Origin of the sequence: Ruegeria spongiae, assembly GCF_023502395.1 — a bacterium.
Lineage (GTDB): Bacteria > Pseudomonadota > Alphaproteobacteria > Rhodobacterales > Rhodobacteraceae > Ruegeria_C > Ruegeria_C spongiae.
This window is the reverse complement of the sequence record NZ_JAMFMB010000035.1, coordinates 22,951-36,658: the sequence shown is the minus strand read 5'-3', so window position 1 is coordinate 36,658 and position 13,708 is coordinate 22,951. Positions and strand designations below refer to the sequence as shown.

Genomic DNA, 13,708 nt, shown 5'->3' with positions numbered 1-13,708 from the left:
CCCGCATAGTGGACACTTGCGACTCGTTGCTCGCCCGTCTTGCAGCAGTGTTGCTGTCAAATGTTTGGCCCCAAAACTGCAAGGCAAGATACCCCATACTTCCACGCCTGTGACAAAGTCACCCCGCCTTGGGTGGCGCCCCGCCCATGAACGCGTTTGCGCCGGTATAGTCGCAGGGCACCTCCTGCATCTGCAGATGCAACCCCGCGCCGTCATAGGGATGCGCGCGGGCCAGCGCCTCGTCAACCTCGATGCCGAGGCCCGGTGTGTCGGGCGGGGTCACGAAGCCGTTTTCGACCTTCAGCGAGCTCTTGATCAGATCGGAATGGAACGGTGTATCAATGGTCTCGATCATCAGCAGGTTGGGGATCGAGGCGGCAAGCTGGATATTGGCGGCCCATTCCACCGGTCCGGCATAAAGATGCGGCGCCATCTGGGCGTTATGGACCTCGGCCAGGGCCGAGACCTTCTTCATCTCCCAGATGCCGCCCGCGCGGCCCAGTGCCGGTTGCAGGATCGTGGCCGCGCCCGACTGCAGCACCGGCGCGAACTCGGCCTTGGTGCAAAGCCGCTCGCCGGTGGCGACAGGGATCGAGGTGGCGCGCGCCACCTTGGCCATTTCGTCGATATTGTCGGGCGGGATCGGTTCCTCAAACCAGAGCGGGTTATACGGCTCGATAGCCTTGGCCAGCCGGATCGCACCTGCGGTCGAGAACTGGCCATGGGTGCCGAAAAGCAGATCGGCCCGGTCGCCGACCGCATCGCGGATTGCCTCGCAGAATGCCACTGACTGGGTGATGTCACGCATCGCGGGCATGTGACCACCCCGGATCGTATAAGGCCCGGCGGGGTCGAATTTCACTGCTGTATAGCCCTGCCGCACCATCTCGGCGGCAGTTTCCGCCGCCATCTGCGGCGAAGTCCAGAAGCTGTCCAGCGGGTGGTGGGGCAGGGGATAAAGATAGGTATAGGCGCGCAGGCGGTCATTCATCCGCCCCCCCAGCAGCGCATGGACCGGGCGGTCGCGGTCTTTGCCGAGGATGTCCCAGCACGCGATCTCCAGCCCTGAAAACGCACCGATCACCGTCAGATCGGGCCGTTGGGTAAAACCGCTGGAATAGGTGCGGCGGAACATCAGCTCGATGTTTTCGGGGTTTTCGCCCTGCATATGCCGCTCGAACACATCGCGGATCACATGGGTCATCGCCTCTGGTCCGATGGAGGAGGCGTAGCATTCGCCCCAGCCGGTGATCCCGGCATCGGTGGTCAGCTTGACCAATATCCAATACCGCCCGCCCCAACCGGGTGCGGGCGGCGCGGTGACGATTACGTCGAGGTCCTGCAGTTTCATCACTCTACCTCCGCCCTTCGGGATCAGCCCGCTGCCCCGTTCCGATCAAACAGGATCACGTTACGCTTGGCGCTGCCGGTCTTGGTGTCAGCGATGGCTTCGTTGATCTGATCCAGCCGCCAGCGGCCCGAGACCAGTTCATCCAGTTTCAGCCGCCCTTGTTGGTAGAGGTCGATCATCCACGGAATGTCCCGCTGGATCACCACATCGCCCATTTTCGACCCGATCATGCCTTGCCCGATTGCGGCGAGGATCACCGGCTCGTAGCTTGCCTTGGCACCGGAATGCGGCATGCCGATCATCACAATGCGCCCGCCGCGACCCAGATAGCGCGGCGCCTGCTCATAGGCCGGAATGGCACCGACAGTGACCAGTACCGCATCGGCGCCGCGCCCGCCCAGCGCCTCGTGGGCCGCTTTCCAAGGCGACTTTTCTGTGCCCAGAACACCATGCGTGGCCCCGAAATCCCTGGCGATCTGCAGCTTTTCCTCGCTCATGTCGACGGCCACGATCCGGCGAGCGCCCGCAATGCGCGCGCCCTGAATGGCGTTGAGTCCAACGCCGCCCGCCCCGATCACCACCACGTCCTGCCCGGCGCGCAGCCCGGCGGCGTTGACCGCCGCGCCCACGCCGGTGATGACCCCGCAGGACAGCAGGCAGGCCGCATCGCGCGCCATCTCGGCAGGGATTTTCACGATCTGGCGGTGGCTGACCACGACCTTTTCCGCAAAAGCCCCGCAGGCCATCGCCTGATCCACCGGCGCGCCATTCGCATCCGACAGCGGCCCACCCATCGTGTCATGGGGCGTCTCGCAGAGCGTGGGTGTGCCGCCGGCGCAACTGGGGCAGTCACCGCAGGCCCGGATCAGGGTGACCACCACCGTGTCGCCCAGTTGGAAATCGCCACAGGCGTCGCCCATCGCAGTGATGACACCGGCGGCCTCGTGGCCATAGACGGCGGGCAGGTTGCCGCCCCACGCCCCCTCGGCGAATGTGATGTCGGAATGACAGATCGCCACCGCATCCAGCGTCACCTCGACCTCGCCCAGACCGGGCGCGGCCAGGGTCACCTCTTCGATGATCAGCGGTTCCCCGAATGCGCGGCAGACCGCAGCCTTGATTGTTGCCATGAAACTCTCCCTGTTTCGGGTCAACGGTGGACCGATGTTTCGCCCATCGCAAGGCAGAAACCGGCAAAACGAGGTCGCTACCAAACATCTCGCTTGGGAACGCGCATAAAAACCACCAACCCGATTGCCATCAGCCCCAGTGCCAGCAGAAAGGGCGCACCCGGCAGGAAAACCGGCGCGCCCTCGCGGGTGAAGGCGGCGAAAACACTGGTCATCATCAGTGGTGACAAAATCGTCGACAGGGCCTGGACCGCCGTCATAACGCCCTGCAACTCTCCTTGCTGATTGTCGGCCACGCGTTTGGACATCATCGCCTGCAGCGTTGGTGTGACCACCGCGCCCAGGGCTGCGATCGGCGTGAAAAGCAGGGCGACCAAACCACTGGTGACAAAGGCCAGCGCACCAAAACCGGCGAACTCGAACAGGTGGCCAAGAATAACGGTGCGCCGCTCACCGAACCAGCGGGTGATGTAGCGCAGCAATCCGCCCTGAACCAGCACCAGCGCTGCGCCATAGACACCCAGCGACAACCCGATCATCTGCGGCGACCAGCCGAAGCGCGCCAACGTGAAATAAGCCCAGATCGCCGGGTAGACATAGGTCGCGATGGAAAAGAGCAGATAGACCCACAGCAGCGCAGTTACGCCGGGGATCCGCATCATTGCCTGGAACGCCCCCAGCGGGTTGGCGCGCCGCCAGGTGAAGGCGCGGCGGGTGGCGTCGGTCACGGTTTCGGGCATCACGATCCAGCCCAGCGCAAAGTTCAACCCGGCCAACAAAGCAGCAGCATAAAACGGCGCGCGGGTGCCCATCTCGGCCAGCAGCCCGCCGATCATCGGGCCAAGCACGAATCCGGCGCCAAATGCGGCGCTGAGCAGGCCGAAATTGGTGGCTTTCTCTTCGGGTTTCGACTGATCGGCGATGAAGGCCGCCGCCGTGGCATGGGTAGCGGCGGTGATGCCGCCGACGATGCGCCCGATCAGCAAGAGCCAGATCGAGCCCGCCACCGCCATCACCAGATAGTCCAGCGCCATCACGAACAGTGACACCAGCAGCACCGGTCGGCGGCCATAGGCATCAGACAGATTGCCCAGCACCGGGCCGAACAGGAACTGCATCACCGCAAACGCACTGCTGAGGACACCCCCCCAGAGCGCGGCATCCGCCAGCGTGCCGCCTTCGACCTCGAGTATCAGCGTCGGCATGATCGGAAAGATCAGCCCGATTCCCATCGCGTCGATGACCACCGTGGTCAGGATGAACACAAGCGGCAGGCGCATCAGCGGGCCAGATGCCCGATTTGTGCCAGAAAGGCTGTCAGAAGGGCCGCATAGTCATCGGGCCGTTCGACGCAGGGCAGGTGGCCCGCGCGGCGGATCAGTTTGAAGTCTGACCCCGGCACCAGCTCGACGGTTTCGCGGACCAGATCGGGCGGGGTAGAGCCATCCTCGGACCCGGCAATGCCCAGCGTGGGCAGGCGTAGCCCGCTGGTCGGCGTATAGAAATCGGTGCCCGAGATCGCTGCAGAGCAACCCAGAAACCCCTCCAGCGGTTGCCGGGTCAGCATGTTGCGCCAGAGCGCAAGTTCAGATGTGGCGCGGAAGGTGCGCGAGAACCAACGCTCCATCGTGGCATCGGCCAACGCTTCGATCCCACCTGCGCGCGCCATTGCGATCCGGTCGTCCCACAGGGCGGGCGTGCCGATCTTGGCCGCTGTGTTCGACAGAACCATCCCGCGCACCAGATCCAGCCGCTTCACCGCCAGCCCCTGTGCGATCATCCCCCCGATGGAGAGGCCCACGAACACGCAATCACGCACGCTGAGATGATCCAGCAAGCGCTCGGCATCGCGCACCAGCGCGCCCATCGCATAAGGACCGTCCGGAACCGAAGACAGGCCATGCCCCCGCTTATCGTAACGGATGATCTTCAGACCGCCGGGCAGATGAGGCAGCAGCGAGTCCCAGAGCCGCAGATCGGTGCCCAGCGAATTGGCGAAGACCACCGGCGCGCCGTCCGGGTCGCCGTCGACGCGGTAATGCAGCTGCACCTCACCCAGATCGGCCATCCGCATCCGGCTCACGCCCCGCGCTCGCTGCCCAGCCGGACATGCGCCATGATCTGCCCGTGATCCGAGGCCAGCTTGTTATAGGGCGCTTCCGGGTGGCTGCCATCGGTCAGGTGGTCGTTGAAGACGCTGAAATACTCCATCTCGCCGATCGCCTTGCCATAGGCGTTGTCGAAATGGCGCGACATGAAGATCTGGTCGATGCTTTCGTAAACGCCGCCAAAGGCCGAGGTATAGACCATGTCGCGCAGGGATTTGCGGATGAACATCTTTTCCGCAGAACGCAGGCGCACCCGGTCGACTGCTTCGGTGATCTCCTGATTTTCTGTCTTGCTGTAGCGGTCATTGGGCTGTTTGGCGTCATGGCGCAACATCCAGGAATAGTTCTTGAACGGCACCTCTCCGGCGATGATCTCGGAGCTGACCGCATGTTCACCGTCGTTGAAATCGCCCAGCACCATCACCGGGTGGCCCTGATCCAGCTCGGCGACGATCTCGCGCCGCAATACCCAGGCCTCGGCCATCCGCCGAAGCGCCGCCCGCAGCGACCCCATGGCGCGGCCCACCGGATCGTAAGAGGTCAGCACCGCCTCGGGCGCAAACTCCGCGCCTTCGGGTCGGGGGAACTCGCCCAGTTTGGATTTCAGGTGGCAGTTGAACACCGTGATCACCGTGCCGCCCACCGGAATGCGTACCTTGAGGATCGGGCGCGACAGCTTCTCCAGCCGGAAATGGCCTGCATCACCGCCGCCCAGTGCCGCCATCGGGATATCCAGCGGTTCCTCCAGCAGTTGGATCACCTCGGGCTCTTCGGCAAAGCCATGGCGCGACAGCAGCGCCAGACCGGGCCGCCGCGCGCCGGGTGCGTCATCGTTGACATTGGGTGCAAAGGCCAGCACCGCCTGCTCATAACCGCCAAAGGCCAGTTTCCGAAAGATCGCCTTGCGGTGATAACGTTTCGAACTATCGGGGATGGTCGCCTCATTGGCGGCCGCGCCACGCTTGTCGGCCTCGTCGATCACATCCCGCAGCGTCTCGTCATCGAAGATTTCCTGAAAGCCGACGATATCGGCATCCATGGTCAGCAGTTGGTCGGCCAGCCAGTCCTTTTTCCAGGCGTATTCCTCTTCGGTATAGCGCTGGAACCGGTAATATTCCTGATCCGCGCCGATCAGGTTCTTGACGTTGAAAGAGGCGATGGTGAACCGGGTCATGATCTACTCCGCATAGCGTTCAAGGGCGTGGCGGAACTGCGTGGCATCCACATTGCCGCCCGAGGCGACAACGATCACCGCCTCGCCAGCAATCTCGCCCCGGCGCAAGAGCGCGGCAGCCAGCGCCACAGCACCACCCGGCTCCAGCACCAGTTTTAGCCGCGCAAAGGCCAGCGCCATCGCGTGCAGCGCCTCGTCTTCGGACACGGCAAGCCCCGGCCCGCAGAGGCGTTTGATAATCGGAAAGGTGATCTCTCCGGGTTCTGGCGTCAGGATCGCGTCGCAGATATTGCCACCCTCGCGCGGGTTGCGTTCGCGCTGGCCCGAGGCGAGCGAGCGGCGCATGTCGTCGAACCCTTCCGGCTCGCAGGTCCGGGCGCGCAGCCCCGGGGCATGTCCCTCCAGCGCCAGCGCGATGCCCGAGGTCAGCCCGCCGCCGCCGCAGCAAATCAGCACGTCGGCTTCGCTCACACCTGCGTCCCGCGCCTGCCGCGCAATCTCCAGCCCGGTTGTGCCTTGCCCGGCAATCACCTGCGGTTCGTCATAGGGTTTGATCAGGGTCAGGCCGCGCGTTTCGGCCAGCTCTGCGCCGATCTCTTCGCGGCTTTCACGCTCGCGATCATAGAGCACAACCTCGCCGCCCAGAGCGCGGGTGTTGTCGATCTTCATGCGCGGCGCATCAGACGGCATGATGATGGTCGCGGGCACGCCGTGCAGCGCTGCGGCATGGGCCACGCCCTGCGCATGGTTGCCCGAGGAAAAGGCGATCACGCCACGCGCGCGGGTCTCTGCGTCAAGCGCCGAGATTGCCGACCATGCGCCGCGAAACTTGAAACTACCGGTATGCTGCAGGCATTCCGGCTTGATCAGAACCCGCCGCCCGGCAAGCTTGTCCAGAAACGGCGAGGATAGCAGAGGCGTTTCGCGGGCATGACCCTTGAGGCGCTCTGCGGCGGCTTCGATGAGGCTGAGATCGGTCATATTTGCCCCACCACCTGATGAATGACATCAAGCGCCTCGGGTTCGTCCAGAAACGGCACATGGCCGCGATCAGGCACTTCACCTGAGACAAGCCCCGGATGGACCTCCTGCATCTTTGTCAGTGTTTCGGGGGTAAAGAGGTCAGAGTTTGCGCCGCGTATCACACCGGTCGGGATCGGTTTCAGCGCCTCGAACAGCGGCCAGAGGTCGGGCGGCGGCCCGGCCTGCGCCTGTTCCAGCATCGCATCGCGCAGCTTGGCGTCATAGCGCAGGGTCAGCCCCGCACCGGTCTGGGCGAACTGGAATTCTGCCTGCGCCCGCCAGCGTGCCAGCGGGACGCCGGGAAACTCGGGGTCCATGAATTTCTTGAGCCCCACCGCCGCCTGATCCAGCGTCTTGGAGTTGGGTGCCATGCCGACATAGCCCATGATCCGCTCCAGCCCGGCGGGGGCAACCTCGGGGCCGATATCGTTCAGGATGACAGCCGCCAGACGGTCGGGATGGGTTGCCGCCAGCACCATCGACACCAGACCACCGCGCGACGTGCCCAGCAGCGCCACCTTGTCCAGGCCCAGATGGTCGAGCAGTTCGATCACATCCTGCGCCTCGCGGCCGATATTATAGTTCGCATGGTCGGGATCGTGGTCCGAGCTGCCCCGGCCGCGAAAATCCAGCGTCAGCAGGCGCAGATGGCCCAGATGCGGTTTGACGAAATTGAAATCCTCGCCATTGCGGGTCAGGCCGGGCAGGCAGAGCAGCGGCACGCCCGCGCCCTCATCACTGAACTGCAGGTGCAGCCCGTCGGTGGTGGTGAAAGATGGCATCAGGGCCTCGCCAGTTCAGGGATGGAGGTCAGGTCGGACAGGATGTGCGCCGGGCGCCAGGGCAGGCGGTCGACCGGCTCGCTCGCGCGGTTCACCCAGGCGGTGACAAAGCCGTACCCGCTGGCCCCGGCGGCGTCCCAGCCGTTGGAACTGACGAACAGCACCGCGTCACGGGGGGTGTCGAACCGGGTCTGCACGAGGTCATAGACCCTGGCGTCGGGTTTGAAGACACCGACGCTTTCCACCGATAGCACATCATCCAGTACATCACCGATCCCGGCCGATTGCACCGCCCCGTCCAGCATTTCCGGCGAGCCGTTCGACAGGATGGCGGTGTTCAGCCCGGCGGATTTCAACGCGGCCAGCATCTGCGGCACTTCCGGATAGGCCTGCAATTCCCAATAGAGATCCAGCAGACGCTGGCGCAGGGCAGGGTTTCCGTCCAGCCCGCAGGCCTCAAGCGCCCAGTCGAGGCCCTGCTGCGTGACGGTCCAGAAATCTGTGTGGGCGCCGGTGATGGCGCGCAGCCAGGTATATTGCAGCTGTTTCAGGCGCCAGTGATTGGCCAGTTCGGCCCATGTCTCGGCCAGCGCGGGGAAATCGGGCTCTGCCGCGGCCTGTCGCGCGGCAGCACTTACGTCGAACAGGGTTCCGTAGGCGTCGAAAACGCAGGTTGTGATCGCCATGATGCTGCCTCCCGTCCGGGGGCACACTGGCATAGGATGTCAACGGGTGAAAGATGCGTCTTGCGCGTTGGGAAGACCGGGTAAACCCTCAGTCGGGGCCACCACCATACCCAAGGAAGCCGCCGGTCATGTCGATCACCACAGCCAGCCGCGAGCTGTGCTCGCCGCCCCCCACCGGTTGGACCGAGGCCGGATACTGCCCGATTTGCGAGGTATCGGACTGCACCGCAGAGAAGACGAGGATCAGTGCCACCGCCCCGCCGGTGCCAACAATGGCAAGGCGGATGCTGCGCAGAAGCCTGCTCAGCAGCGAGGGCGCGTGTGAGGGCGCGGGTTTTGTGAAATCGAGTGCGGTCATGGACTCAGGCTGATTTACACTTGCGACAAAAAAACGGCATCGCAATGACGATGCCGTGGTTTTTGTCTCTTTGTTGAGTCAGTGGAAACGATCGCTACATCGCTTCCGGCTGTGGCATGCCCAGCACGTGGAATCCGCCATCGACGCGGATGATCTCACCCGTGGTGCAGGCGCCCGCATCCGAGGTCAGGTAAACCGCCGTGCCGCCCACCGCCTCAAGCGTGGCATTGCTGCGCATCGGTGCGTTCTGGTCGCAGAACTTCAATGTCTTGCGCGCGCCGCCGATGGCCGCCCCGGCCAGTGTCTTCATCGGCCCGGGCGAGATGGCGTTGACGCGGATGCCATCGGGGCCAAGGTCATTGGCCAGATAGCGCGTCGCCGATTCCAGCGCCGCCTTGGCCACACCCATCACGTTGTAATTGGGCACGACCCGGTTCGAGCCCTGATAGGTCAGCGTCAGGATGGTGCCGCCATTCTCCTTCATCATCGGATAGGCCCGGCGCGACACTTCGATCAGCGAATAGGCCGAGATGTCCATCGAGTTCTTGAAGTTCGCCCGCGTGGTGTCCAGAAACCGCCCGGTCAGTTCGGATTTGTCCGAATAGGCGATGGCATGGACCAGAAAGTCTATCGTCGGCCAGCGCGCCGACAGCTGCTCGAACGCGGCATCCAGCGAGGCATCGTCGGTCACATCCACATCGACCATGAAATCCGATCCGACGCTCTGCGCCAGCGGTTCCAGCCGTTTGCCAAAGGCTTCACCCTGATAGGTAAAGGCCAGTTCGGCGCCCGCCTCGTGCATCGCCTTCGAGATGCCCCAAGCGATGGATCGGTCATTTGCCACGCCCATGACGAGGCCCCGTTTTCCCTGCAATACTTGCGACATGTTCTGTTACCCGTTGTATTTCGACAGGATCATCGACCCATTGGTTCCGCCAAAGCCGAAGCTGTTGGTCATCACGCTGTCCAGCCCGGCATTCAGCACGGTCTGGGTGGCGATTTCCTCGGGCTTCAGTTCCGGGTCCAGCGTCTCGACATTGATCGAACCGGCGATGAAGTCATGCTCCAGCATCAGCAGCGAAAAGATCGCCTCAAGCGCGCCGGCAGCGCCCTGCGCGTGGCCGGTGAGCGATTTGGTCGAGCTGATCGGCGGCTGCTTGCGGTCGGCAAAGACGCGGCGTACCGCCTCGACCTCGCCCACGTCGCCAACCGGCGTCGAGGTACCATGGGCGTTGATATAGCCCACCTCGCGACCCTCGGGCAGGGTCGACAGCGCCAGTTCCATCGCGCGCGCACCGCCTTCGCCCGACGGGGCAACCATGTCATGACCATCCGAGGTGGCGGCATAGCCGGTGACCTCGGCATAGATCTTGGCGCCGCGCGCCTTGGCGTGCTCCAGCTCTTCCAGCACAACGATGCCGCCGCCGCCCGAGATCACGAACCCGTCGCGATTGGCGTCAAACGCGCGCGAGGCCTTGTCGGGCGTGTCATTGTATTTCGACGACATCGCGCCCATCGCGTCAAACAGGCAGGACAGTGTCCAGTCCAGTTCTTCGCCACCGCCTGCGAACATCACATCCTGCTTGCCCAGCATGATCTGCTCGGCGGCGTTGCCGATACAATGCAGCGAGGTCGAGCAGGCCGAGGTGATCGAATAGTTGATGCCCTTGATCTTGTAGGCGGTGCTGAGGTTCGCGCTGATGGTCGAGCACATGCATTTGGGCACTGCAAAAGGCCCGATCCGCTTGGTGGCACCGGTTTTCAGCACGGTCTGATGCGCGGACAACATGGCGCTGGTCGACGGGCCGCCCGAGCCCGCGACCAGACCGGTGCGCGGGTTCACGACATCGCTTTCCTCAAGCCCGGCATCGGCGATGGCCTGACCCATGGCGATATGGGCATAGGCCGCACCGGGCCCCATAAAGCGCAGGGCCCGCTTGTCGACATGTTCCTTGACGTCGATATCCAGCGCACCCGCGATCTGGCTGCGGAACCCGTGTTCCGCCATTTCGGCGCTGGCAGTGATGCCGGATCGACCTTCCTTGAGCGAGGTCAGGACCTCGTCCACATTATTGCCGATCGATGAGACGATCCCCAGACCGGTGACGACGACGCGACGCATGAGCGTTCTCCTTGAAAACTGGCGGGGGTTAGCTGTCGGTGGCCAAGCCCACTTTCATGTCCTTCACGAGATAAATCTCTTCTCCATCCGCCAGCACGCGGCCATTGGCCACGCCCAGCTTGAGCTTGCGGTCGATGACCCGTGTGAAGTCGACATAATAGGTCAGCATCTTGCGGTCGGGCTTGACCATGCCCTTGAGCTTGACCTCGCCCACGCCCATCGCCATGCCGCGGCCAAGCATGCCGCGCCAGCCCAGGTTGAAGCCGGTCAGCTGCCACAGACCGTCAAGGCCCAGACAACCGGGCATGATCGGGTTGCCGGGGAAATGGCAGGTAAAGAACCAAAGATCGGGCTTGATGTCGAACTCGGCGACCACATGGCCCTTGCCGAACTCTCCACCATCGGCGGACACGTCGGTGATCCGGTCCATCATCAGCATCGGCGGCTCGGGCAATTGCGCATTGCCGGGGCCGAACAATTCGCCGCGGGCGCATTTCAGCAGTTCGTCTTTGTCAAAGCTGCTCGGGTATTGGGCCATGCCGCGGCGTCTCCTGCAAATGGTCTCATGCGTATTATCTGGACCCGTCTAACACCGGCGCGCGCCCTCCTGCAAGAGGAGCGCAACGGCACAAATCGGGCCCGCAAGGTCTTGCGAATGAATTTCATTTGAACTTTTACCCCGCTGCGCCCTATATACTATAGCAACGACGTTCAGGTAAGCGATCATGACGCCAGATAGCCAAAAGATAGCCACCGACTGGCTGGTCGGGGCCGGGTTGCGGCCCACGCGCCAGCGCGTGGCGCTCGCCGAATTGCTGGTGGGCGACGGAAATCACCGTCATGTCACCGCCGAAAGCCTGTTCGAATCCTCGAAGGTTTCGGGCTCTGCGGTGTCGCTGGCCACGGTCTACAACACGCTGCGCGCCTTCTGCGAGGCCGGCGTGCTGCAGGAGATCACGGTGGACGGGTCGAAAAGCTATTTCGACACCAACACCCATGACCACCCGCATTTCTACTGGGAAGACGAAAGCCGCCTGTCGGACGCGCCTTCCGAAGAACTGGTGATCCAGCGGTTGCCCGATGCGCCCTTGGGAGCCGAGATTGCCTCGGTTGATGTGGTGATCCGGCTGCGCAAAAAGCAGTAACTACGCGGTTCCAAGACAGGTTATCAAGGTACGTTCAGCGATGGCGACGGACGGATCGGCAGGGCCGGTGCCATGCCGCGCCAGAACCACGGCCTCGGTTGCTTCGGGATCGGGGATTGGAAGGCTGACCAGCGGCATCTGATCATAACTGACATCCTGGAGCGGGCTTGCATAGCTGATGCAGATCCCTTCGCCATGCGCGGCAAGGCTGCGCTGCAGCTCCAGCGAGGCGGCCCGGTGCGCGACGCTTGGTGTCAGGCCGGTGCGCCGGAACAACCCTAGAACGTGCTGCGCGGACAGGCCTTCCCGCGACAGGATCAGAGGGTGGTCCTGCAGATCGGCCAGCGTAACATGTGTGGCACCCGCCAGCGGATGCTGCGGCGACAGGATGGCGCGCGGGCTGCTGTCGAACAGCTTGTGCCGGGTAAAGCCAGAATCCATACCCAGATCATAGGTGATCGCCAGATCAATCTGCCCATCGGTCAAACCGGCAATCAACGCTTCGAACCCATCAACGCCATAAGACACCGAGACACCCGGCAAGGCGTCGCGCAGCCTGTGCAGGGCCGGTGCCAGCAGGAACGGGGCCAGATCGACGAAACACCCCAACCGCATCCGGGTTGCGCCGGGGCTGGGTGCAGTTGACCCCTCCAGCCGGGCGGCGGTGTTCAGCAACTGATCGGCGTCTTCGATGAACCTGCGCCCCTGCGGTGTAAGCGCCATCGCCGACCCCCGCTTGCGTGTGAACAGCGGATAGCCCAGATGCGCCTCAACCCGCGTCAGTGCATTGGACAAGGCCGGTTGCGAGACATGCAACTGATGCGCCGCCGCCGACAGGCTGCCATGCCGGCCGATGGCGCTGACATATTCATACTGGCGCAGCGAAATATATAACATGAGGTTAATACTATCTTCGAAAGATATGATTTGAACAGGGCGCCCGGACATGCACAGAATTGGCGCGCGCGACACAGAAGGAGACTGCCATGACCGCCCCGATGGTTACCCAGGACATGATCGACACCTACCAGCGTGATGGCGTGGTGGTGATCCGCGGGCTGTTCGACGGCTATGTCGATCAGCTGCGCGCGGGTGTTGCGGCCAATATGGATGCGCCGGGGCCTTATGCCTCGGAAAACAAGAAGGCGGGTGAAACCGGGCGGTTCTTTGACGATTACTGCAACTGGACCCGGATTGATCCGTTCCGGCAGGTGATCGAGGCTGCGCCCGCTGCTGCCGTGGCCGCTGATCTGATGGGCTCGGACCGGGTGCAGATGTTTCACGATCATGTGCTGGTCAAGGAACCCGGCACCTCGATGGCGACGCCCTGGCATCAGGACGGGCCGTATTACTTTGTTCAGGGGCAGCAGACGGTCAGCTTCTGGGCACCGCTCGATCCGGTGCGCGATGCAACGCTGCGCTGTGTGATCGGGTCGCATCTTTGGGAAAAAGAGGTGCTGCCGACCCGCTGGGTGGCGCAAGAGGGGTTTTTCCCCGACGAAGGGCAATATCTGCCGGTGCCTGATCCCGACGCCGAGGCGATGCCGGTGGCCGAATTTGCGATGGAGCCGGGCGATGCGGTCGCCTTCAATTTCCGCACCCTGCATGGCGCACGTGGCAATACCAGCGCCAGCCGACGGCGCGCGTTTTCGCTGCGGCTGGTGGGGGATGATGCGCGTTATGTGGAACGTCCGGGCCGCACCTCGCCCCCCTTCCCGGGGCACGGCATGCGGCCGGGCGAGCGGCTGCGCGAAGACTGGTTTCCGGTTCTCTTCGAACGCTGATCCGGTCGACCCGGCAAAAGGAACCTGATATCGCAGGGGAAACCA

Annotated in this window: 15 protein-coding genes; 2 read left to right on the top strand and 13 right to left on the bottom strand. The window is 63.5% G+C overall.

The window, feature by feature from the left end:
* Positions 1-118: 118 nt before the first annotated feature.
* The 12 genes from M3P21_RS19550 to fabA all read right to left on the bottom strand — a co-directional run bounded on the left by M3P21_RS19550 (position 119) and on the right by fabA (position 11,272).
* The gene (locus M3P21_RS19550; RefSeq protein WP_249712802.1) at positions 119-1,351 is read right to left on the bottom strand and encodes a mandelate racemase/muconate lactonizing enzyme family protein; all 1,233 of its coding nucleotides are present in this window, start codon (positions 1,349-1,351) and stop codon (positions 119-121) included.
* A 23-nt stretch (positions 1,352-1,374) separates the two neighbouring features.
* The gene (locus tag M3P21_RS19545) at positions 1,375-2,481 is read right to left on the bottom strand and encodes a zinc-binding dehydrogenase (RefSeq protein WP_249712800.1); all 1,107 of its coding nucleotides are present in this window, start codon (positions 2,479-2,481) and stop codon (positions 1,375-1,377) included.
* Between the two features lie 77 nt (positions 2,482-2,558).
* The gene (locus M3P21_RS19540; protein WP_249712798.1) at positions 2,559-3,761 is read right to left on the bottom strand and encodes a TCR/Tet family MFS transporter; all 1,203 of its coding nucleotides are present in this window, start codon (positions 3,759-3,761) and stop codon (positions 2,559-2,561) included.
* On the bottom strand, positions 3,761-4,555 hold the full coding sequence (pcaD, locus tag M3P21_RS19535) for a 3-oxoadipate enol-lactonase (protein WP_249712804.1): 795 nt from the start codon (positions 4,553-4,555) through the stop codon (positions 3,761-3,763). The genes M3P21_RS19540 and pcaD overlap by 1 nt, the downstream gene beginning before the upstream one ends.
* 5 nt (positions 4,556-4,560) lie before the next feature.
* Positions 4,561-5,763, bottom strand: a complete 1,203-nt coding sequence (locus tag M3P21_RS19530; RefSeq protein WP_249712797.1) for an endonuclease/exonuclease/phosphatase family protein — start codon at positions 5,761-5,763, stop codon at positions 4,561-4,563.
* A gap of 3 nt (positions 5,764-5,766) precedes the next feature.
* Complete coding sequence (locus M3P21_RS19525) at positions 5,767-6,744, bottom strand: threonine ammonia-lyase (protein ID WP_249712795.1); 978 nt, start codon at positions 6,742-6,744, stop codon at positions 5,767-5,769.
* Positions 6,741-7,568: an alpha/beta fold hydrolase gene (locus M3P21_RS19520; protein WP_249712794.1), complete on the bottom strand. Its 828-nt coding sequence runs from the start codon at positions 7,566-7,568 to the stop codon at positions 6,741-6,743. The genes M3P21_RS19525 and M3P21_RS19520 overlap by 4 nt, the downstream gene beginning before the upstream one ends.
* Complete coding sequence (locus M3P21_RS19515; RefSeq protein ID WP_249712792.1) at positions 7,568-8,254, bottom strand: haloacid dehalogenase type II; 687 nt, start codon at positions 8,252-8,254, stop codon at positions 7,568-7,570. Before M3P21_RS19515 ends, M3P21_RS19520 begins: the two co-directional genes overlap by 1 nt.
* 88 nt (positions 8,255-8,342) lie before the next feature.
* Positions 8,343-8,612: a hypothetical protein gene (locus tag M3P21_RS19510; protein ID WP_249712790.1), complete on the bottom strand. Its 270-nt coding sequence runs from the start codon at positions 8,610-8,612 to the stop codon at positions 8,343-8,345.
* A 94-nt stretch (positions 8,613-8,706) separates the two neighbouring features.
* On the bottom strand, positions 8,707-9,498 hold the full coding sequence (locus M3P21_RS19505) for an enoyl-ACP reductase FabI (RefSeq protein ID WP_249712788.1): 792 nt from the start codon (positions 9,496-9,498) through the stop codon (positions 8,707-8,709).
* Positions 9,499-9,504: 6 nt separating this feature from the next.
* Positions 9,505-10,734, bottom strand: coding sequence for a beta-ketoacyl-ACP synthase I (gene fabB / locus M3P21_RS19500; RefSeq protein WP_249712786.1), 1,230 nt, complete (start codon positions 10,732-10,734; stop codon positions 9,505-9,507).
* Between the two features lie 28 nt (positions 10,735-10,762).
* Positions 10,763-11,272, bottom strand: coding sequence for a bifunctional 3-hydroxydecanoyl-ACP dehydratase/trans-2-decenoyl-ACP isomerase (gene fabA / locus M3P21_RS19495; protein ID WP_249712784.1), 510 nt, complete (start codon positions 11,270-11,272; stop codon positions 10,763-10,765).
* Between the two features lie 187 nt (positions 11,273-11,459).
* On the opposite strand from fabA, the gene irrA reads away from it, so the two are divergent.
* Positions 11,460-11,879 carry an iron response transcriptional regulator IrrA gene (irrA, locus tag M3P21_RS19490; protein WP_249712782.1) on the top strand — a complete coding sequence of 140 codons (420 nt, stop codon included), beginning with the start codon at positions 11,460-11,462 and terminating at the stop codon, positions 11,877-11,879.
* On the opposite strand, the gene M3P21_RS19485 is transcribed toward irrA, so the two are convergent.
* Complete coding sequence (locus M3P21_RS19485) at positions 11,880-12,776, bottom strand: LysR family transcriptional regulator (RefSeq protein WP_249712780.1); 897 nt, start codon at positions 12,774-12,776, stop codon at positions 11,880-11,882. It lies immediately after the preceding gene.
* An 89-nt stretch (positions 12,777-12,865) separates the two neighbouring features.
* Here M3P21_RS19485 and M3P21_RS19480 point away from each other — a divergent pair, with 89 nt between their 5' ends.
* Positions 12,866-13,663 (top strand): phytanoyl-CoA dioxygenase family protein, encoded by a 798-nt coding sequence (locus M3P21_RS19480; RefSeq protein WP_249712777.1) that lies wholly within the window; start codon positions 12,866-12,868, stop codon positions 13,661-13,663.
* Positions 13,664-13,708: the final 45 nt, after the last annotated feature.